General features: G+C 62.5%; 19 protein-coding genes. 13 read left to right on the forward strand and 6 right to left on the reverse strand.

What is annotated here, in order from left to right; genetic code table 11:
* Nucleotides 1-88 precede the first annotated feature (88 nt).
* Nucleotides 89-1,372, forward strand: a complete 1,284-nt coding sequence (gene cytX / locus ACMGGN_RS24545) for a putative hydroxymethylpyrimidine transporter CytX (RefSeq protein ID WP_414156339.1) — start codon at nucleotides 89-91, stop codon at nucleotides 1,370-1,372.
* Here cytX and ACMGGN_RS24550 read toward each other — a convergent pair.
* Entirely contained in the window at nucleotides 1,341-2,087 is a 747-nt protein-coding gene (locus tag ACMGGN_RS24550) for an RsiV family protein (protein ID WP_115273752.1), read from the reverse strand. The genes cytX and ACMGGN_RS24550 overlap by 32 nt on opposite strands.
* A gap of 185 nt (nucleotides 2,088-2,272) precedes the next feature.
* On the opposite strand from ACMGGN_RS24550, the gene ACMGGN_RS24555 reads away from it, so the two are divergent.
* From ACMGGN_RS24555 to ACMGGN_RS24595, 9 genes are all read left to right on the forward strand, one after another.
* Entirely contained in the window at nucleotides 2,273-2,890 is a 618-nt protein-coding gene (locus ACMGGN_RS24555) for an NUDIX domain-containing protein (protein ID WP_012316503.1), read from the forward strand.
* Nucleotides 2,881-3,333, forward strand: a complete 453-nt coding sequence (locus tag ACMGGN_RS24560; RefSeq protein ID WP_042111790.1) for a DUF1249 domain-containing protein — start codon at nucleotides 2,881-2,883, stop codon at nucleotides 3,331-3,333. The genes ACMGGN_RS24555 and ACMGGN_RS24560 overlap by 10 nt, the downstream gene beginning before the upstream one ends.
* An 84-nt stretch (nucleotides 3,334-3,417) precedes the next feature.
* Nucleotides 3,418-4,221, forward strand: a complete 804-nt coding sequence (cpdA, locus tag ACMGGN_RS24565; RefSeq protein ID WP_196997109.1) for a 3',5'-cyclic-AMP phosphodiesterase — start codon at nucleotides 3,418-3,420, stop codon at nucleotides 4,219-4,221.
* Between the two features lie 133 nt (nucleotides 4,222-4,354).
* Nucleotides 4,355-4,963, forward strand: a complete 609-nt coding sequence (locus tag ACMGGN_RS24570) for a YqiA/YcfP family alpha/beta fold hydrolase (RefSeq protein WP_046788117.1) — start codon at nucleotides 4,355-4,357, stop codon at nucleotides 4,961-4,963.
* A 35-nt stretch (nucleotides 4,964-4,998) separates the two neighbouring features.
* Nucleotides 4,999-6,903, forward strand: coding sequence for a DNA topoisomerase IV subunit B (gene parE / locus ACMGGN_RS24575; RefSeq protein WP_012316499.1), 1,905 nt, complete (start codon nucleotides 4,999-5,001; stop codon nucleotides 6,901-6,903).
* Complete coding sequence (locus tag ACMGGN_RS24580) at nucleotides 6,900-7,886, forward strand: esterase-like activity of phytase family protein (RefSeq protein ID WP_414156340.1); 987 nt, start codon at nucleotides 6,900-6,902, stop codon at nucleotides 7,884-7,886. Before parE ends, ACMGGN_RS24580 begins: the two co-directional genes overlap by 4 nt.
* A complete protein-coding gene (locus tag ACMGGN_RS24585; protein ID WP_046788114.1) occupies nucleotides 7,883-8,401 on the forward strand; it encodes a TIGR02281 family clan AA aspartic protease in 519 nt (172 codons plus the stop codon). The genes ACMGGN_RS24580 and ACMGGN_RS24585 overlap by 4 nt, the downstream gene beginning before the upstream one ends.
* Nucleotides 8,402-8,411: 10 nt before the next feature.
* Nucleotides 8,412-10,670 carry a DNA topoisomerase IV subunit A gene (gene parC / locus ACMGGN_RS24590; protein WP_046788113.1) on the forward strand — a complete coding sequence of 753 codons (2,259 nt, stop codon included), beginning with the start codon at nucleotides 8,412-8,414 and terminating at the stop codon, nucleotides 10,668-10,670.
* 175 nt (nucleotides 10,671-10,845) lie between these two features.
* A complete protein-coding gene (locus ACMGGN_RS24595; protein ID WP_046788112.1) occupies nucleotides 10,846-11,556 on the forward strand; it encodes a membrane integrity-associated transporter subunit PqiC in 711 nt (236 codons plus the stop codon).
* 73 nt (nucleotides 11,557-11,629) lie between these two features.
* Here the strand turns inward: ACMGGN_RS24595 and ACMGGN_RS24600 are convergent, their stop codons facing one another.
* Nucleotides 11,630-13,096, reverse strand: a complete 1,467-nt coding sequence (locus tag ACMGGN_RS24600; protein ID WP_115273757.1) for an AhpA/YtjB family protein — start codon at nucleotides 13,094-13,096, stop codon at nucleotides 11,630-11,632.
* Between the two features lie 134 nt (nucleotides 13,097-13,230).
* Between ACMGGN_RS24600 and serB the strand changes: the two genes are divergently transcribed.
* Nucleotides 13,231-14,445 carry a phosphoserine phosphatase SerB gene (gene serB / locus ACMGGN_RS24605; protein ID WP_046788110.1) on the forward strand — a complete coding sequence of 405 codons (1,215 nt, stop codon included), beginning with the start codon at nucleotides 13,231-13,233 and terminating at the stop codon, nucleotides 14,443-14,445.
* Between the two features lie 70 nt (nucleotides 14,446-14,515).
* Here serB and asd read toward each other — a convergent pair whose 3' ends face one another.
* The 3 genes from asd to ACMGGN_RS24620 are packed head-to-tail and all read right to left on the reverse strand — an operon-like array spanning nucleotide 14,516 to nucleotide 17,778.
* On the reverse strand, nucleotides 14,516-15,379 hold the full coding sequence (gene asd, locus ACMGGN_RS24610) for an archaetidylserine decarboxylase (protein ID WP_046788109.1): 864 nt from the start codon (nucleotides 15,377-15,379) through the stop codon (nucleotides 14,516-14,518).
* Between the two features lie 9 nt (nucleotides 15,380-15,388).
* The gene (locus ACMGGN_RS24615; protein ID WP_046788108.1) at nucleotides 15,389-16,198 is read right to left on the reverse strand and encodes a rhodanese-like domain-containing protein; all 810 of its coding nucleotides are present in this window, start codon (nucleotides 16,196-16,198) and stop codon (nucleotides 15,389-15,391) included.
* 44 nt (nucleotides 16,199-16,242) lie between these two features.
* Nucleotides 16,243-17,778 (reverse strand): HDOD domain-containing protein, encoded by a 1,536-nt coding sequence (locus tag ACMGGN_RS24620; protein WP_323613990.1) that lies wholly within the window; start codon nucleotides 17,776-17,778, stop codon nucleotides 16,243-16,245.
* Nucleotides 17,779-17,908: 130 nt separating this feature from the next.
* Between ACMGGN_RS24620 and motA the strand changes: the two genes are divergently transcribed.
* Together motA and motB are read left to right on the forward strand one after the other, a co-directional pair.
* Nucleotides 17,909-18,760, forward strand: a complete 852-nt coding sequence (gene motA / locus ACMGGN_RS24625) for a flagellar motor stator protein MotA (protein ID WP_046788106.1) — start codon at nucleotides 17,909-17,911, stop codon at nucleotides 18,758-18,760.
* Between the two features lie 3 nt (nucleotides 18,761-18,763).
* Nucleotides 18,764-19,783 carry a flagellar motor protein MotB gene (motB, locus tag ACMGGN_RS24630; RefSeq protein ID WP_115273759.1) on the forward strand — a complete coding sequence of 340 codons (1,020 nt, stop codon included), beginning with the start codon at nucleotides 18,764-18,766 and terminating at the stop codon, nucleotides 19,781-19,783.
* A 29-nt stretch (nucleotides 19,784-19,812) separates the two neighbouring features.
* Here motB and ACMGGN_RS24635 read toward each other — a convergent pair whose 3' ends face one another.
* Entirely contained in the window at nucleotides 19,813-20,292 is a 480-nt protein-coding gene (locus tag ACMGGN_RS24635; protein ID WP_115273760.1) for a molecular chaperone Tir, read from the reverse strand.
* Nucleotides 20,293-20,355 lie beyond the last annotated feature (63 nt).

A 20,355-nucleotide genomic window follows, 5' to 3' on the forward strand; every position in this document is an offset into this window, starting at 1 on the left:
AGCGCTGATCTGTTGCAGGAGCGGCCTTGCCGGTGCGCCGCTCCTGCAACGACCGTGTCGATTTGTTTTCTTTTGTCGAGTAACAACAATGACAACTCCCAGCCATTTTTCCCCCGACCACCCTGTCCCCACCAGCCAACGCCCGTTCGGTGGTCGCGACCTGTTCTCGCTCTGGTTTTCCCTCGGTATCGGCCTGATGGTCCTGCAGGTCGGCGCGATGCTCGCTCCAGGCCTGGGCCTGGCCGGCGCGGTGCTGGCCATCGCCCTGGGCACCGGCGTGGGCGTGCTGCTGCTTGGGGCGGCAGGCGTGATTGGCAGCGATACGGGCCTTTGCGCCATGGCCACCCTGCGCCTGAGCCTGGGCAGCCAAGGCGTGCGCCTGCCAACGCTGCTCAACCTGCTGCAACTGGTCGGTTGGGGCGCGTTCGAGATCATTGTCATGCGTGACGCCGCCAGCCTGCTCGGCGCGCGCACCTTCGGTGAAGGCAGTCTATGGAACAGCCCGATGTTCTGGACCCTCTGCTTCGGTGGCCTGGCTACGCTGCTCGCGGTCAGCGGGCCGCTGGCATTCGTGCGCAAGGTGCTGCGCAAATGGGGGATCTGGCTGTTGTTGGGCGCTTGCCTGTGGCTGACCTGGAACCTGTTCGCCAAGGCTGACCTGGGCGAGCTGTGGCGGCGCAGCGCAGATGGGTCGATGTCGCTGGCTGTGGGCTTCGACATCGTCATCGCCATGCCGCTGTCCTGGTTGCCATTGATCGCCGACTACTCACGTTTTGCCCGCAGCGCCAAGCGAGTGTTCGGCGGGACCGTGCTCGGTTACTTCATTGGCAATACCTGGTTGATGAGCCTTGGCGTGGCCTACACCCTGGCCTTTGCGCCGAGCGGTGAGGCCAATGCGCTGCTGCTGGCCCTGGCCGGTGCCGGGCTGGGTATTCCGTTGCTGCTGATTTTGCTGGACGAGTCGGAGAAGGCCTTTGCCGATATCCACTCGGCTGCGGTATCGACCAGTCTGCTGGTACGCCTGAAGGTCGAGTACCTGGCGTTGGGCATCGGTGTGCTATGCACCCTGATTGCCCTGCTGGCGCCGCTTGCCCAGTACGAAAACTTCCTGCTGCTGATCGGCTCGGTGTTCGCGCCGCTGTTCGGTGTGGTGCTGACGGACCACTTCGTGATCCGCCGCCGCCGCCTTCCAGCACAAATTGATGGTTTGCACTGGCAGGCGCTGCTGGCCTGGGCGGTGGGTGTGGTGGCCTATCACAGCATCGCTGCGCAAGCGCCAGAGTTCGGCGCTACCCTGCCGGCATTGTTGCTGGCGGGTGGGCTGCATGCGCTACTGAGTCTCAGCCGCGGCCGGGGAACAGTTCGGGCTTGAGCACGCCGTTCAGGCGTGGGTAGGGGATTTTCAACTCCACGTGGCCCATGGAGTAGGGCGCGATGGTATAGACCTCATATTTGACCACCACTGCGCCGTACGTCAGGGCGATGTGCGGCGACTTCTTGAATGGCCAGGTTTTGACGAACTCGGCATCCTTGTCCATGCCCACGCTGATCAACCAGGCGCGGTGCGATTCTTCTACCGTTTTCCAGAAGGTATCTTCCTGGCCCGGCACCAGCATGTCTTGCAGGGTCAGCACCTTGTCCAGCTTGCGCGAATAGTTGATGAAGCCCCGGCCTGGCATGCCATGGGCGCCGCCGCTGTCGAGGTAGCTGGACAGCTCGATGATCACCAGCCCGTCATGCTGTTCACGTACCTTGGCTTGCAGGTAGCTGCTGTTGCGTTTGTCGGCGGTGGCCAGGTATTGCTGCTCATACGCCTGCAAAGTGCTTGGTGCGGTGCCATGCTGGTTGTCTTCGGTCAGTTGCAGCAGGCGTTTTTCGACGATGCCGTCGAGCTTGGGCAGGTCCGGGAAGTGAATGGTGTCAATGTTCACCAGTGGGCAGTCACTCTCGCTGCAACCTGGCTTTACGTGCTCCCAGGCGTCGCGCTTTACCTCCAGTGGGGCACGGTAATTCGGCGCGAACAGGCTCTGGCAGGCACCGAGGGCCAAGGCCAGCACAGCCACGGCAGTCAGTTTGACAAGTGTCATGATGATCCTTGCAATACAGGGAAAAGTCGGCCTTTGACCGCCTGCGCGGCCTTCAGTTCGCCACTAAGCTAACAGAGAGAAGAGCCGCTGTCCCGACTGCGCGAACGGTTACCGGAAAGGGGTGAAACAGGCAGGCGTGCAGAGTAGGATGGCGCGAAGCAGTATTTGAGGTAATGAGGATTTCCATGTCAGACGCGTTGAATTCAGTGCCCAAGGGCTTCGACATCATCGAACGGGCCAATTGCTTCCAGGGCTTCTACAAGCTCGACAAGCTTCGCCTGCGCCATGAGCTGTTTGCCGGGGGCATGGGCCGCGAGATCAGCCGCGAACTGTTCGTGCGCCATGATGCCGTCTGCGTGCTGCCTTACGATCCACTGCGTGATGAAGTGGTGTTGATCGAGCAGTTTCGCGTCGGCGCGCTGGATAAAGTCGACAATCCCTGGCTGATCGAGATGGTCGCCGGCCTGATCGACAAGGACGAACAGCCTGAAGAGGTCGCTCATCGTGAAGCCGAAGAAGAAGCCGGTCTGACCTTCAGCGCCCTGTGGCCGATGACCCGTTATTTCCCATCGCCCGGCGGCAGTGATGAATACGTGCACCTGTTCCTTGGCCGCTGCAGCAGCGAAGGCGCCGGGGGGCTGCACGGCCTGGAAGAAGAGGGCGAGGATATCCGCGTGCGGGTCTGGTCGTTCGAAGATGCCTTGCAGGCCGTGCGCGACGGGCGCATCTGCAATGCGGCGACGATCATTGGCCTGCAATGGCTGGCGCTCAACAGAGATGAAGTACGAGGTATGTGGAAGTGAACCTGCTGCGTGAGCGTTATCGGGTCGATCTGGCCGGGCTGCAGGCAGCCTGTGAGGCCAACTACGCCCGGCTCATGCGCCTGCTTCCCGACATGCGTACCACGCAGAGTTCGCGCCGCATCGGCATGACCCAGGGCGACCAGATGCTCGGCGTGCTGGTGCTCGATGTGGTGCTGGCCTGCCCCTACACCACCACCCTGCGGGTGCGCCAGGAGCACAGCCTGCCTTGGCTGCCGGTGCCCCACCTGGAGGTGCAGGTGTACCACGATGCGCGCATGGCCGAAGTGGTCAGCGCCGAGCATACCCGGCGCCTGCGCAGCATCTACCCGTATCCCAACCAGTCCATGCACCAGCCGGATGAAAAGGCCCAGCTCAATCTGTTTCTCGGGGAATGGCTGAGCCACTGCCTGGCCTGTGGTCACGAGCTGGCAAGTGTGCGCTGAAATGTGATGCCGGTCGGTTTCGACTATTTGCTCGCAACCAATCCCCCGCCATAATTCGTGCTGAATTCCCCGAGGAGACGGCCGGTGCCGCACCCAGACCCCTCTCAGGCACCCGTATGCGTGGTGCAATTGACTGACGCTCACCTGTTCGCCGACCCTGCGGGCACGCTGCTGGGGCTGCGCACGCGCGACAGCCTGCGCCATGTGATCGCCCAGGTGCGCCGCGAACAGCCGTGTATCGATTTGCTGCTGTGCACCGGTGATCTTTCGCAGGATGGCAGTGCTGCCTCGTATCAGGCGTTCCGTGATCTGACGGGTGACTTCGCCGTACCGGCGCGCTGGTTGCCGGGTAATCATGATGAAGCCAGGGTCATGGCCGAGGTGGCGCCGGAGCTGGTGCAGGCGGTAACCGATATCGGCGCCTGGCGTATCATCATGCTCAATTCGGCGGTGCAAGGTGCGACCCATGGGCTGCTTGAGCCGGCACAGCTGTCGCTGCTCGATGATGCGCTGGTGTCGGCAGGGGGGCGCCATTGCCTGGTCTGCTGTCACCATCAACCTGTGGATATCGGCTGCGCCTGGATAGCACCGATCGGTTTGCGCAATGCTGACGAATTGTTGCGCCGGCTTGAGGGTTATCCACAGGTGAAGGCGCTGCTTTGGGGGCATATTCATCAGGAGTGGGATGAGCTGCGTGGCGGTTTGCGCCTGCTGGCCACGCCATCGACCTGCATACAGTTCGCCGCTCGTAGCGAAGACTTCAAGGTGAGCGAGGAGCAGCCGGGTTACCGGTGGTTGCGCCTGCATGCCGACGGGCGGCTGGAGACCGGGGTGCAGCGGGCCACGGACTTTGAGGTGAAGCTCGATTTTGATAGCCCGGGCTATTGAAACCAGGGGCCGCCGTGCGGCCCAAAAATTGTTGCGAAAAACCCGCCGCAGCGCCAAAACACGGCGAACACGCTACACTGCGCATCCCTGCGCCTCCACCATCGGGCGCGAAGCCAAAGATTCCGGGGGCAGCATGTCGGGTTCCATCCTCTATATCCATGGCTTGAACAGCTCACCGCTCTCCACCAAGGCGCGTCAGCTCCAGGCTGTGATGCAGCAGCTAGGCCTGTCAGGCCAGTTGCGCGTACCCGCCTTGCACCATCACCCGCGCCAGGCCATTGCACAGCTCGAAGCCGCCATCGCCGAACTGGGGGCGCCCCTGCTGGTCGGCAGTTCGCTCGGCGGCTACTATGCCACCCATCTGGCCGAGCGCCATGGCCTCAACGCCCTGCTGATCAACCCGGCGGTCACCCCGCACAAACTGTTCGACGGCTACCTGGGCACCCAGCGCAACCACTACAGCGGCGAAACCTGGGAACTGACCCACGATCATGTCCAGGCCCTCGCTGAACTGGAAGTGCCGGCCCCAGCGGACGCCAGCCGCTATCAAGTGTGGTTGCAGACCGCCGATGAAACCCTGGACTATCGACACGCCGAGCGTTATTACCGGGCGTGCGCGTTGCGTATCCAGGCCGGTGGCGACCATGGCTACCAGGGTTTTGCCGAGCAGATACCAGCCCTGCTTGCCTTCGCCGGAGTTGCCCGGGGGCAGTATGCGGCGCTCGATTTTTCTGTATTTTGATTTTTTTGCATTCACCAGACTGACGACGAGAACCCATGGCCAATCCCAGCGCTAGCGCCTATAACGCAGACGCCATCGAAGTCCTCTCGGGCCTTGACCCGGTCCGTAAACGGCCGGGCATGTACACCGATACCAGCCGGCCGAACCACCTGGCCCAGGAAGTCATCGACAACAGTGTCGACGAAGCCCTGGCTGGCCACGCCCGTTCGGTGCAGGTCATCCTGCATGCCGACCACTCGCTGGAGGTCAGCGACGATGGCCGCGGCATGCCGGTGGATATCCATCCGGAAGAGGGTGTATCGGGGGTCGAGCTGATCCTCACCAAGCTGCACGCCGGCGGCAAGTTCTCCAACAAGAACTACCAGTTCTCCGGGGGCCTGCACGGCGTCGGCATCTCGGTGGTCAATGCCCTGTCGACCCAGGTGCGCGTGCGCGTCAAGCGGGACGGCAATGAATACCAGATGACCTTCGCCGATGGCTTCAAGGCCAGCGAGCTGGAGGTGGTCGGTACGGTCGGCAAACGCAACACCGGCACCAGTGTGTACTTCAGCCCCGACCCGAAGTATTTCGATTCTCCCAAGTTTTCCATCAGCCGCCTCAAGCACGTGCTCAAGGCCAAGGCCGTATTGTGCCCGGGCCTGTTGGTCAGCTTCGAGGACAAGGCCAGCGGCGAGAAGGTCGAATGGCACTACGAGGATGGCCTGCGTTCCTACCTGGTCGACTCGGTCAGCGAGTTCCAGCGCCTGCCGGACGAGCCCTTCTGCGGCAGCCTGGCCGGTAACAAGGAAGCCGTGGACTGGGCCTTGCTGTGGCTGCCAGAAGGTGGTGACAGTGTTCAGGAAAGCTACGTCAACCTGATCCCCACCGCCCAGGGCGGTACCCACGTCAATGGCCTGCGTCAGGGGCTGCTCGATGCCATGCGCGAGTTCTGCGAGTTCCGCAACCTGCTGCCGCGTGGGGTCAAGCTGGCGCCCGAAGACGTCTGGGAACGCATCACTTTCGTGCTCTCGATGAAAATGCAGGAGCCACAGTTCTCTGGGCAGACCAAAGAGCGCCTGTCGTCCCGCGAGGCTGCGGCATTCGTTTCGGGCGTGGTCAAGGATGCCTTCAGCCTGTGGCTCAATGCACACCCCGAGCTGGGCATGCAACTGGCGGAACTGGCCATCAGCAACGCCGGCCGCCGCCTCAAGGCCAGCAAGAAAGTCGAGCGCAAGCGCGTCACTCAGGGCCCTGCGCTGCCGGGCAAGCTGGCCGACTGCGCAGGCCAGGACCCAATGCGGGCCGAGCTGTTCCTGGTCGAGGGTGATTCGGCCGGTGGCTCTGCCAAGCAGGCACGTGACAAGGAATTCCAGGCGATCCTGCCGCTGCGCGGCAAAATCCTCAATACCTGGGAAGTGGACGGTGGCGAGGTACTGGCCAGCCAGGAAGTGCACAACATCGCCGTGGCCATCGGTGTCGACCCGGGCGCTGCCGACCTGTCGCAGCTGCGCTACGGCAAGATCTGCATCCTCGCCGACGCCGACTCCGACGGCCTGCACATCGCGACCCTGCTGTGCGCGCTGTTCGTTCAGCACTTCCGTCCGTTGGTCGAAGCAGGCCACGTCTATGTCGCCATGCCGCCGCTGTACCGTATCGACCTTGGCAAGGAAATCTACTACGCCCTCGACGAGGCTGAACGCGACGGCATTCTCGACCGCCTGGTGGCTGAGAAAAAGCGTGGCAAGCCACAGGTCACCCGCTTCAAGGGGCTGGGCGAGATGAACCCGCCGCAATTGCGCGAAACCACCATGGACCCGAACACCCGGCGCCTGGTCCAGCTGACACTGGATGACCTGCAGGGTACTACCGAAATCATGGATATGCTGCTGGCCAAGAAACGCGCGGGCGATCGCAAGAACTGGCTGGAGACCAAAGGCAATCTGGCCGAGGTTCTGGTTTGATTCGTCTGTTTGTCGCGGTTTTATTGACGCTGGTTACTCTGCCGAGCCTGGCAGCCGACTGGCCGGAGCTGAAGCTGGCATCCGAGCATCCGATTGACGGCATGCGCGGCGGCAATCTGTCCGGGCTGGCTTTTTGCCGGGGTGCGCTGTGGGGTGTTTCAGACCGTGATGATGACCGTATCTACCGCTTCGACCAGCACAATGAGGTGTGGCGCGCCCAGCCTTTGACTTTTTCCCCGCCCCCGGTACCGGAGAGCGGGTTGCCCTGGGGGCTGAAGTCGCGCAACTGGGCGGTGTCGTACATTCGTGGTGGCCAGTTTGATTACGAAGGTATCACTTGCGATCAGGCCGGTAATATCTACCTGGTCAGCGAAGCGCATGTGGCCGTGCTGCAACTGCCGGTCGTAGGCGCGCCTGCCTGGCTCAGGGTTGACCCGGCGATGATGCGCCAGGCCAGGGCCACTGGCATGCTGCTGAACTTCAATGCCCTGTTCGAAGGCCTGGCGATCAACCCTGCCGGTGACCGCCTGTGGCTTGCGGCCGAGCGTGAGCGCCGCGGCTTGGTAAAGATAGAGCGCCAGCAGTCGGTATGGACGTGCGGACGCACTTGCGTACTGCTCAGTGAAGCCGGGGTCGAGATGCAACCGCCTCAAATGCCCAATGCCCGTGCGCTTTCGCGGGACTTTGCTGACCTGGCCTGGTTCGAGGGCAAGCTGTTCACCCTCGAACGTAATGCATACCGTGTGTGCCGACGCCATGCCGACAGCGGTGAGGTCGAGCGCTGCTGGTCGTTCGCAGCCGATGCTCTGGTACCCGAGCGACGCTATGATCAGCCGTTCGGCCTGGCCGAAGCGCTGGTCATCGATACCAAGGGCGCATGGATCGGTCTTGACAACAACAACGCTGACCGCGCCGATGGTGAAAGCCGGCCGGTCGTCTGGCGCTTCGCCGCACCGCAGGACGGTTGGAGCACCACACCATGAGCCAGCCACCGGGCAAGCGTGCGGGCAGGGTACTGATGATCGTCGCCTGGGCGGCGGCGATGTTCCTGGCTACGCGCTTTTTCGGTGAGTGGGAGGCGCGCGAGCGCAACCCCAATACCCAGGTGCAGTCCGAGCACGGCGAAGGCTTCATCGAAGTGCGCCTGCTGGGTAATGGCCAGGGCCATTTCGTGGCAGATGGCGCGATCAACGGCAAGGCTGTGCATTTCATGCTCGATACCGGGGCCACCGACGTGGCGATCCCCGAGGCGCTGGCCCGTGACCTGAGCCTGCAACGTGGCAGCCCGGTCATCCTCAGCACCGCTAACGGTCGCACCGAAGGGTACCGCACGCGTCTGGACAGCCTGCAACTGGGGGACATCCGCCTGCAGGGCGTGCGCGCCCTGGTGGTGCCGGGGCTGGATGGGCAGACGGTGCTGCTCGGCATGAGCGCTCTGAAACAACTTGAATTTACCCAGCGCGGCGGCACCATGCTGCTGCGCCAGAACCTGAAATGACGAGGCCCGCATGAGCGACTCACTGGAACTCAGCCTCGACGGCGTCGAACGCCGTTCGCTGGCTGACTTCACCGAACAGGCCTACCTCAACTATTCCATGTACGTGATCATGGATCGGGCCTTGCCGCACATCGGCGACGGCCTCAAGCCTGTGCAACGACGCATCGTCTATGCCATGAGCGAGTTGGGGCTCGATGCCGATGCCAAGCACAAGAAGTCGGCGCGTACCGTCGGCGACGTGCTCGGTAAATTCCACCCCCACGGCGATTCGGCCTGCTACGAAGCCATGGTGCTGATGGCGCAGCCGTTCAGCTACCGCTACACGCTGGTCGATGGCCAGGGTAACTGGGGTGCGCCGGACGATCCGAAGTCGTTCGCGGCGATGCGTTACACCGAAGCGCGCCTGTCGCGCTACTCCGAGGTGCTGCTCGGTGAGCTGGGCCAGGGTACCGTGGACTGGGTGCCCAACTTCGACGGTACCCTGCAGGAGCCTGCAGTATTGCCGGCACGGCTGCCGAACATCCTGCTAAACGGCACCACCGGTATTGCCGTCGGCATGGCCACCGACGTGCCGCCACATAACCTGCGCGAAGTGGCCAGTGCCTGTGTGCGCCTGCTCGACGAGCCCAAGGCCACCCTTGAGCAACTGTGTGAACACATCCAGGGGCCGGACTACCCGACCGAAGCCGAAATCATCACGCCGCGTGCCGAGATCCTCAAGATCTACGAAAGCGGCCGCGGTTCGATCCGTATGCGCGCCGTATACCGGGTCGAGGACGGCGACATTGTCGTCACTGCGTTGCCGCACCAGGTCTCCGGGGCCAAGGTGCTGGAGCAGATCGCCGCGCAGATGCAGGCGAAGAAGCTGCCGATGGTCGCTGACCTGCGTGACGAGTCGGACCATGAAAACCCCTGCCGTATCGTGATCATCCCACGCTCCAATCGGGTGGATGCCGATGAACTGATGCAGCACCTGTTCGCCACTACCGAGCTGGAAAGCAGCTATCGGGTCAACGTCAACATCATCGGCCTGGATGGCCGGCCGCAGCTCAAGAACCTGCGTGCCTTGCTCCTGGAGTGGCTGCAGTACCGTATCGGTACCGTTCGTCGCCGCCTGCAGCATCGCCTGGAGAAGGTCGAGAGGCGCCTGCACCTGTTGGAAGGCTTGCTCACTGCATTCCTCAACCTCGATGAAGTCATCCACATCATCCGTACCGAGGAGCATCCCAAGCAGGCATTGATCGCTCGTTTCGACCTCACCGAAATCCAGGCCGACTACATCCTCGAGACGCGCCTGCGCCAGCTGGCCCGTCTGGAGGAGATGAAAATCCGCGGTGAGCAGGACGAACTGCTCAAGGAACAGGCCAAGCTGCTGGCCCTGCTCGGCAGCGATGCCAAGCTACGCAAGCTGGTGCGCAGCGAACTGATCAAGGATGCGGAAACTTACGGCGACGACCGCCGGTCGCCGATCGTCGCGCGCGCCGAAGCCAAGGCGCTGTCGGAAAACGAGCTGATGCCGACGGAGCCAGTCACGGTCGTGCTGTCGGAAAAAGGCTGGGTGCGTTGCGCCAAAGGCCACGATATCGATGCAACCGGCCTGTCGTACAAGGCCGGGGATGGCTTCAAGGCTGCAGCGGCGGGGCGTTCCAACCAGTTTGCCGTGCTCATCGATTCCACCGGGCGCAGCTACTCTGTGGCGGCGCATACCTTGCCATCGGCGCGTGGCCAGGGCGAGCCGCTGACCGGTCGCCTGACGCCGCCGCCGGGGGCTACCTTCGAGTGCGTGCTGTTGCCGGACGATGATGCGCTGTACGTGGTGGCATCGGATGCCGGTTACGGCTTTGTGGTCAAAGGTGAGGACCTGCAGGCCAAGAACAAGGCCGGCAAGGGGCTGCTCAGCCTGCCTAACGGTGCCAAGGTCATCGGTCCGCGCCCGGTGGCCAACCGTGAGCAGGACTGGCTGGCGGCAGTGACCACCGAAGGCCGCTTGCTGGTGTTCAAGGTCGCTGACCTGCCACAACTGGGCAAAGGCAAGGGCAACAAGATCATCGGTGTGCCCGGTGATCGGGTCGCCAGCCGTGAAGAATATGTTACAGATCTGGCGGTGATCCCCGAGGGCGCGACCCTTGTATTGCAAGCTGGCAAGCGTACCCTGTCTTTGAAGCCGGACGACCTTGAGCATTACAAGGGCGAGCGTGGACGGCGGGGTAGCAAGCTGCCGCGCGGGTTCCAGCGCGTTGACGGTTTGCAGGTGGAAGTTCCGGCGTAACCGGTAGAAATGTCTGGGGCGGCAATTTCAGCGCCGTTCCAGGCAGAAATGCTGGAGTCGGACCGACATTTCGCGGATGATAGTGCCCTTGTGGTGCCGGCGTGGCCGTGTGCCCGATTGAATCTATATCAGTATCAATGCGGTTAGCCTGGTGGCGACCGCCTGGATGGGATGAATGAAATTTCTGCGCCTTCCATTTGCGCTATTGATGACGGGCCTGCTGGGGCTGAGCGGATGCAGCATGCATCAGCCGGTTGCCCTGTATCAGCTCGACAGCGGTGATCCTGGCCAGCCCTCGCAGAGTGCGGGCATGGCCGTGGTGCTCGGCCCGGTATCGGTTGCCGATTACCTGCAGCGTGAAACCTTTTTGCAGCGCCAGGCTGATGGCAGCCTGAGTTCGGCGACGGACGGTCGTTGGGCCGGTAGCCTGTCGGCAGACATCGATCAACTGTTGGTGCGTCAGCTGGCCTGGCGCCTGGACAGCCAACGGGTGGTTCTGGCGCCGGCCAGCAGTGGCTTCTCGCCTGACGTGCAGGTATTGCTGTCGATCACCCGCCTGGACTCGGGCAAGAACCAGCCGGCCATCCTCGACGCGCAATGGCGTTTGCTGGACCGTCGCGGCAATGTGCGCGACAACCGTATCGTTCACCTCGAGCAGCCGCACGAAGGCAGCGAGTCGTCGCAGGTGCAGGCTCAGGGGCAGTTGTTGCAGAAGCTGGCAGAGCAGTTGAGCGCTGCAGTCAAACCCTTGGCCAACCAGCCAGCGATTGCCGAAGAGTCGCGCAAAAAACCTGCAGCACCGGTTCAGGTCAAGAAAACACCGGAGAAGTCGAAGATCCCCATGGCTTCCCCTATCCGGACCGATATGGAAGTTTATCGGTTCTGATGTTTGCCCCAGATACAGAAAAGCCCGCACATGTGCGGGCTTTTTTGTGGGTGTCAGAGCAGGGGGCTCGATATCAGACCCTGCGCTCGTGCATCCGCGCCAACTGTCGCTCCAGCATCGAGGGGTAAGGCTCCATCAAGCGCTCGACACAGCAGGCGCCTTCAGGGCTGGCAATCGGCCGAATCCGCGCACGCTGGCGAATCAGCGAGTCATCACTGATCTGCCGCTCCACCAGCAGTAGGTTGCGGCTGTGCTGGGAAAGAGCCAGGGCGTCCTGGGCTTTTTCGGTCATCAGCAGGTCTACCTGTTCCAGCCCATGCAGGTCATCGCCCAAGGCCAGGCCCAGTTGCAGTTGCAAGGTGATGCCGCTGTCGGCTACCTCGATCTGCAGGGCGTGGCCGAGGGCGCGCAGCAGCTCGCCGCAGCAGATTGCGTTGGTCAGGTAATCCTCGCCGCAGTCGCGGCTGTGGAACAGCACCAGAGTGCTGCCGTCGTTGAGCGTGTGGGTCTCGCCATCGTACAGCGACGCGGCCTGCTCCAGGCAGTCGCGGTAGCGTTCCAGCAGCTCGGTCAGGCGGGTGCGTGGCAGCCGGCGCAGTTGCTCCTGCGAGCCTAGCTGAACGGCCAGCACCGCAGTGCTCTGCGGCTCGTCGGAGTCGACTACGGCGGCCTTCGGCGCGCTTTCTTCGTGGTCCAGCAGGCCGGCAAAGGCTTCATCGTCGTCTTCGTCGTCTACCTGGGCGGCAACCTTGGCCCGTGGCGCGGCTTTGACCGGCGCAGGGGTATCGTGCAGGTCGTCGAAGTCGTCTTCGTCTTCGTACTCCTCCGGCTCAGGTTCCGGAGGTGGCGGCGGGGCCAGGCGGGCATGCAACTGGCGGGCAATATCGCCGATCTCATCCTGACGATCGATTGCCGGGGTGTAGGGGTGCGGGTCGCGCAACCATACGCGCAGTTGCAGCAGCGGCAGGGTGATGTGGCGGCCTTGGCGCAGGCTCAGGCTCAGCGCCAGGGCCAGCAGGATCGCGGCCAGGATGCCCATGCTCTGCAGGCTGATCAGCATCGGCTGCTGGAACTGGCTCATGTCCAGGCTGATGCGCAGTTGCCCGGCGGTCACGTCCTGGAAGGTGATCTTGGTCTGGTACAGGCCTTCGGCCTCACCCAGCAGGCTGTTGCGTGGGCGCTGCCCGGCCTCGGCCAGGATGCGGCTATCCACGCTATATATAGCCGCATGGGCCACCAGCGGGTTCTTCACCAGGTTGCCCAACAGCACGTTGAGGCTGAGGATGTCGTTGGACACCAGCAGCTCGGTCGCCGATGTGGCTGTCTGGGTGGTCAGGCTCTGGCCAAGGGCGTCAGCCTGCTCGTGCATGGCCTGCTTGAACTGCAGACCCATCACGCAGGCATAGATCACCAGCGCCAGCGCCACCAAGAAAATGTTGGTGCTGGCGATGCGCAGTGCCAGGGGAACGCGACGTTGGCGCAGGGCACGGAAGATCATGAGGAAGAAGTTGTCTGGTTTGACGGGCGTGGGCCGGTTCACAGAGCGCGGCTCTTAATGGCATGAAAGTGCGCGCAGTATAGCGACCCGAGTTTTGTCGGCAAAGTATCGTTGGCGCCCGATGGTCACGGAAAATCGGTAGAATGCGCATTTTTCATCGAAGTCGGAGCCAGGTTGTGCGCGAAATCGTTCTGATCAACATCACCGGTGAGGACCGTCCGGGTCTCACTGCCGCCATCACCGGCGTCCTGCTCCAGGGCGGTGTGAACATTCTCGACATCGGCCTGGCTGTCATGCACGGCACCCTGTCGTTCGGCATTCTGGTCGATATACCGGACAACGAAGTGGCCACCAGCCTGTTGCAAAGCGTGCAGTCCAAGGCCCATGAGCTGAATCTGCAGGCCCGCTACACGCCGATTTCCGAGTCCGATTACCAGCACTGGGCCGATGGTCAGGGCGAGGCTCGCTATATCGCTACCGTCCTCAGCCGCAAGATCACCCCGGAGCAACTGCAGAGTGTCAGCGCGGTCATCAGCCAATATGGCCTGACCATCGAGCGGATCGAGCGCCTGTCTGCACGTGTTGCCCTGGGCGCGCAGCGCGAGAAAGGCAAGGCTGCCCTGGAAATTTCCGTCCGCGGTGAGCCAAGCGATGCCCAGGCGCTGCGCGCCGACTTCTTTGCATTGTCCGAAGCGCTGAACATCGACATCGCCTTCCAGAAGGACGACCTGTTCCGTCGCAACCGCCGCCTGGCCGTGTTTGACATGGATTCGACCCTGATCGAAGCCGAAGTCATCGACGAACTGGCCAAGGCTGCAGGTGTCGGCGAGCAGGTGGCGGCGATTACCGAACGTGCAATGCGCGGCGAACTGGACTTTCGCGCCAGCTTCAAGGAGCGCATGGCGCTGCTCAAAGGCCTGGATGTTGGTGTGCTGGACCAGATCGGTGCTTCGCTGCGCCTCACCGAAGGTGCCGAGAACCTGTTCGCCGAGCTCAAGCGCATGGGCTACAAGACTGCAATCCTTTCGGGTGGCTTCACCTACTTTGCCAAGCAGGTGCAGGCACGCCTGGGCATCGATTACGTGTTCGCCAACGAGCTGGAAGTGGTCGATGGCAAGGTGACCGGCGTGGCCGTCGAGCCCATCGTCGATGCCCAGCGCAAGGCAGAACTGCTGCAGCATTTGGCGAGCGAAGAGGGCCTGCAACTGGAGCAGACCATTGCCGTAGGTGACGGTGCCAACGACCTGCCGATGCTGTCGCTGGCCGGCCTGGGCGTCGCCTTCCGCGCCAAGCCACTGGTACGTCAATCGGCCAAGCAGGCCATCTCGACTCTGGGGCTGGACGGCGTGCTGTATCTGCTGGGGCTGCGCGACCGCGACGCGCGGGGCTGACACAAGCCTCGCTGACAAAAAGGCCCTGCATGACTTCAGTCATGCAGGGCCTTTTCATTTTTTGCCAGAATCAAGCCTGCGCGGGAACCGCCAACAGCTCACCCATGCGCGTTGCCGAACCGGCACCCAGGGTTTCAGCCCACTTCACCTGCTCCGGCCCAAACAGCACGATAGCCGTAGAGCCCAGCTTGAAGCGGCCCAGTTCCGCACCCTTCTCCAGATGGATCGGCGCACGGCTGCCTTCGTCATAGCGGAAGGTTTTAAGTTCGCGCTTGGGTGGAGTGACCAGGCCGGCCCACACGGTCTCGATCGAGGCAACGATCATCGCCCCCACCAGCACGACGGCCATCGGCCCGCGCTCAGTGTCGAACAGGCACACCACACGCTCGTTGCGGGCAAACAGCTCGGGGACGTTTTCTGCGGTGGTCTGGTTAACCGAGAACAGGCGACCCGGCACATAGACCATTTCGCGCAGGGTACCGGCCAGCGGCATGTGCACGCGGTGGTAGTCCTTCGGTGACAGGTAGATGGTAGCGAATTCACCACCCATGAACGGGGCGGCCAGCGCCGGGTCGCCGCCGAGCAGCTCCAGAGCGCTGAAGCTGTGGCCCTTGGCCTGGAAGATGCGACCGTGCTCGATCGGGCCCAGCTGGCTCACAGCGCCATCGGCCGGGCACAGGATTGCCCCCGGGGTTTCATCCAGCGGGCGTGCACCCGGCTTGAGGGCGCGGGTGAAGAAGGCATTGAAGTGCTCGTAGGCGGTGAGGTCTTCGACCAGTGCCTCGTTCATGTTCACCTGGTAGCGCTTGGCGAACCAGGCGGTGAAGGCATTCTTGAACCAGCGTGAGCGGCACTCGGCGACGCAGCCGGCAAGCCGCGACAGAAGATGGTGCGGCAGCAGGTACTGGCTGATGATGAACAGACGGGATTTCATGCAGGTTCCTTAAACTTCTACAGGCGTGTCCGGGTGGTTGCCCCATTCGCTCCACGAGCCGGCATAGGCCTTGACGCGTGGATAGCCGAGGGCTTTGGCCACCAGGTAGGTAAAACCGGAGCGGCGGTGGGACTGGCAATGGGTGATCACCTCCTTGTCGGGGGTGATGCCCAGTTGCTGGAGGACTTCGGCGATGTCCTTGCGGATGCGCAGATGGTCGTTGAGGTCCATGCCGGCCGTCCATTCAAAGTTGACCGCGCCGGGTATATGGCCACCCCTGGCTGCCAGGACCTTTTCACCAGAGAATTCTTGCGGGGCGCGGGCATCCCAGATCACCAGGTCATCGGCGCCCAGGCGGCTTTGCAGGTATTCGCGAGTGGCAGTCGGTTCGCTGTGCAATTGCAGGCGTACCGGTGCGGTGGCGGGCGCGGGTGCCTCCGTCGAGAGCTTGTCCGCCGGCCAGGCCTGGATGCCGCCATTGAGGTAATGGCAGGCCTTGTGGCCGATGACGTCGAGCAGCCAGATGAAGCGCCCGGCCCAGCCGCCGCCCTCATCGTCGTACACCACGTAGACCGCATCATCCCGGTGGCCGAGTTCGCTGAACAGTTTTTCCAGGTCGCCAATGGCCGGCAAAAGCCCCGGCGCGGGCGGCATGCCCAGCTGGGTGCGTTTGCCTTCGACGAAGCGGGCGCCCGGGATATGACCGCTGACATAGCGGTTGGCGCTGCTCAGGTCGACCAGGATCAGCTGGGGGGAAGCCAGGCGCGCAAGCAGATCCGCGGGCTCGATCACCAGCGGTAGTCCGGCAAAATCAGTCATCCACGGTCTCCAGTGTGGAAAGAGGGGCGATTGTAGCGCAAGGGTCAGGCATTGCGGTTGGCAAACACCGCAAGGGCGCGCTCGATACATTGCGCGGTTTTGCCGAACGCCTGGACACTGACATCGGCCAGCGGTTTGCCGCCTTGGTCGGCCACCGCCAGCATCAGTACCTGGTTGTTGACTGCCAGCGAGCGCAGCAACAGGTGTTCGCTACGGAAGAACGCACGCAATGGGGCCGGCAGCAGGGCCGCGAACTGGGCATGGTTGTCTGGTGACAGGCGCAGCTGTGCGGCCTGCCCGACCAGTTTCTGCAAAAGCTTGCTCTGCGTGACAGGCAAGGCGATGGCTGCAGCCTCCTTGGGCAAGCCGGCAGTTTGCTGCACGCGCAGGTAATCACTGGCCTTGTCCAGGGTCAGCAGCATGATGCGCTGCATGCCGCAGGCCAACAGTGCTTCACGGGCCTGGGTGGCCAGATGCACGGTATTGGTGAACGGGCTGGGTTGTGCCAGCAGCTCCTGGCACAGCTTGCGCCAATGGCCGAGCGCCTCGCTGGAAGGCGGTGGTGGCGTCAGCATGTCCGGATGCGGGCGACGCTGTTCCCAGGGCCAGATCAAGGCCTCGGCAGGGTGGAACAAGGCATGCCTGGCGTGCCGGCGGGCACTGGCGGCGGCCTGTTGGTGAACTTGCTGTTGCACGTCCTCCAGTGTGGTCTGCAGGTACAGCGCGGTGAGCAATTGCCAGCGCAGCAGGTGCGGGTTGTCCCAGCCTACCTGTGCCGCCAGGGCCAAGTTGTTGGCCAGCAGCACGGTATTGGCCGGCTGGTTGAACCAGCGGCTCAGTGCCGGCGCCTCGTCCAGGCGGTGCTGTTGGCTGAGCAGGTCTTCGTCGCGGGCGATGCTCAGTATCTGCCCCAGCTGCTCACGCTCTTCGAGCAGCATGCGGTAACCCTGGGTTACCCATTGCGACAGGCGCCAGTGTTCAGCCATGGCTTGGCACAGTGCCAGGATGCGCACGCCAAACAGCTCGAGCTCGACCTCTTGCGCCTCTTCGCCCTTGTGGATAACCCGCAGTTCCCAGGCATCGAGCAGCTTGGGGTAGGCCAGGGCCATCGGCCATAGGGGCGAGAGGAACAGCAGGCTACCCCAGTGAATTTCCTGCCACAGCCGCGCCAGGCGGCTGGCGAACAGGCCGCTGGCTTGCTGCGAAGCATGCTGGCTGATCAGCAGGAACTGCCGCAGTACCGGCGGTATGTCGTCGTCCGGCAGCGCTGGCAGGCGGGTAAGCAATTCCCTGCTGCGCGCCAGGCCCAGCCTGTTAAGGGCGATTTCCAGGCTTTCGGCGGGTTCTGCCTGGCTGGCGTTGGCGGGATGATTGGCCTCGCGCATCACCGACAGCACCAGGGCCGGGCTGTCCTGCATCAGTTCGGCGATATCGCGAAGCGAACGGCGGCTATCGTTGATAGCGCCCATGACCCGGTCGTAACTCTGCTTCGGTACCGGAACACGAATACCGTCGAGCAGCTTTACCCAGGCCTCTAGCGTACGCGGATTCTGAGTGGGCACCTTGGATTCCATTGGCATTTTGACATCAGTCCGAACTGGCTTTTCGCTTTGAGTGGCTATAGTCTGGCGCAGTTCTGCCGATAAGTAGAAGAAGAGTTTTAAAGCTCCCGTCCCTCATCCTGACCACGACAGCAAGTGCTTTGAACCTATGGCTAAAATTATCGGCATCATCGTCGTATTCGCGAGCGTGCTCGGCGGATATGTGCTCTCCCACGGCAAGATCGCGGCACTGATCCAGCCGTTCGAAGTGCTGATCATCGGCGGTGCAGCCTTTGGCGCCTTCATGCAGGCCAACCCCGGTTACATGACCATGCATGTAATCAAGAAGTCGCTGAAGATGTTCGGCACGCGCTTCACCCATACTTTCTACCTGGAAGTGCTGGGCCTGGTTTACGAAATCCTCAACAAGAGCCGTCGCGAAGGCATGATGGCGATCGAGGGCGATATCGAGGACGCCGCGGCCAGCCCGATCTTTGCCAAATACCCAGCGGTGCTGGGTGATGAGCGCATGACTGCCTTCATCTGCGACTACCTGCGCATCATGTCCACCGGCAACATGGCCCCCCACGAGCTCGAAGGCTTGTTCGACATGGAACTGTTGAGCATGAAGGAAGAGCTCGAGCACCCGTCGCATGCGGTCAACGGCATTGCCGACGGCATGCCCGGTTTCGGTATCGTCGCGGCAGTACTGGGTATCGTGGTGACCATGGCGTCTCTGGGCGAAGGCGACCAGGCCTCCATCGGCCTGCACGTCGGCGCCGCGCTGGTCGGTACCTTCTTCGGTATCCTTGCAGCCTATGGTTTCTTCGGCCCGCTGGCCAAGTGCCTGGAGCACGATGCCAAGGAAGAGCTCAACCTCTATGAGTCGATCAAGGCTTCGCTGGTCGCTTCGGCCTCTGGCATGCCACCTTCGCTGGCCGTTGAATTCGGGCGCAAGGTGCTGTATCCGAAGCATCGCCCGAGCTTTGTCGAGCTGGAACAAGCAGTTCGCGGTCGCTGAGCCATGGAAAACAATCAGCCGATAATCATCAAGCGCGTCAAGCGCTACGGTGGTGGCCACCATGGCGGCGCCTGGAAGATCGCTTTCGCTGACTTCGCCACGGCGATGATGGCGTTCTTTCTGGTGCTGTGGCTGCTGTCCACCGCAACGCCCGAGCAGAAGATCGCCATTGCCGGCTACTTCAAGGACCCGATCGGTTTCTCCGAAAGCGGTACACCCTACGTGATCGACCTTGGCGGCTCGCCCCAGCTGGCGCCGGAAAAGACCATCAACCCGGAGGAGAAGTCCGAGCCTACGCCCGATACCAGCATTCAGCTGGACAAGGACCAGGTCGAGACCTTGGCTGAACAGGTTGAGCGAGAACGCCTCGAACTGCTGTTGCAGGAGCTGCAGAACAAGGTCGAGGAAAACCCCCAGCTGCAGAAGTTCAAGGACCAGATTCTCTTCGAGATCACTCAGGACGGCCTGCGCATCCAGATCATGGATGCCGAGAACCGGCCGATGTTCGACATCGGCAGCGCCCGCCTGCAGCCGTATTTCGAGGACATTCTGCTGGCCATGGCCGACACCATCAAGGCGGTGCCGAACAAGATCAGCGTCAGTGGTCACACCGATGCCAAGCCTTATTCGGACAGCGGCGAGTTCGGCAACTGGGAGCTGTCGGCCAATCGCGCCAATGCCGCACGGCGTGCGCTGGTTGCCGGTGGCTATCCGGATGACCAGGTCGCGCGGGTGGTGGGTTATGCGTCGTCTTCGCTGTTCGACCGCAAAGACCCGTTCAACCCGGTAAACCGCCGTATCGACATCATCGTCCTGACCAAGAAGGCCCAGCGCAACATTGAGGGTGAGCAGGGTACGTCGCCTGCACAGCCAAGCCAGCCAGCGCCGCCTGCCGGCGCTGCGCCTGATGCTTCGGCGGCACCTGCTGCGCAGGATGCACCGATGCAGCCGCGTGAACTGCGCCAGAAGCTGAACATCTTCGAGGAAGGCACCTTGAGGATGGACGAGCCCAACGACCAGTGACGCAGGGGCCGCCCAGCGGCCCCGATTCATCAAAACCCCCGCCGGATCTTGGCCTTCAGATCCGCATGAAAGAAGTCAGCATTGTCCCTGTCGGCGCAGCTTCCGCGCCCCGGCGGCAACGTCATGGCGCGGGTGAACGTGCACTCATCGTGATAGGCCCGCACAAACAGGTCGATGTGCCTGCGCTCGCGCATTACCGGCCATTTGCCAAAGCACTCAGGCAGAGCGCCGCCGTTTCTTTGATAAAAGCTGACACGCCGGCTGCTCATGACTGCAGCCCCCAGCAGCCAGGGTGTCCACCAGTCTGCGGCGGCCCATTCGGACAAAAGCCCAATCCAGTGGGTTGCATCGCTCATGTATCGACAGAAGCTGCAATACAGATCTTCGCGGGTCTGCCCTTGGCAGTCGAACAGGACCAGCTGCGCGGGAATGCTTTCGAGCAGCAAGCGTTCATTGAGGATAAAGGCGTCAAGCCGCTCTTCGTGGCGGTAAGTGATTAAAACCGGCATCGCGGTTGCCCTCCCTGATAGGAAGTCATGACCATCAGGGAAAGCTGCAGGCGGGGCAATAGA

This window comes from Pseudomonas sp. BNK-30, from assembly GCF_047456185.1.
GTDB classification, from domain to species: domain Bacteria; phylum Pseudomonadota; class Gammaproteobacteria; order Pseudomonadales; family Pseudomonadaceae; genus Aquipseudomonas; species Aquipseudomonas putida_E.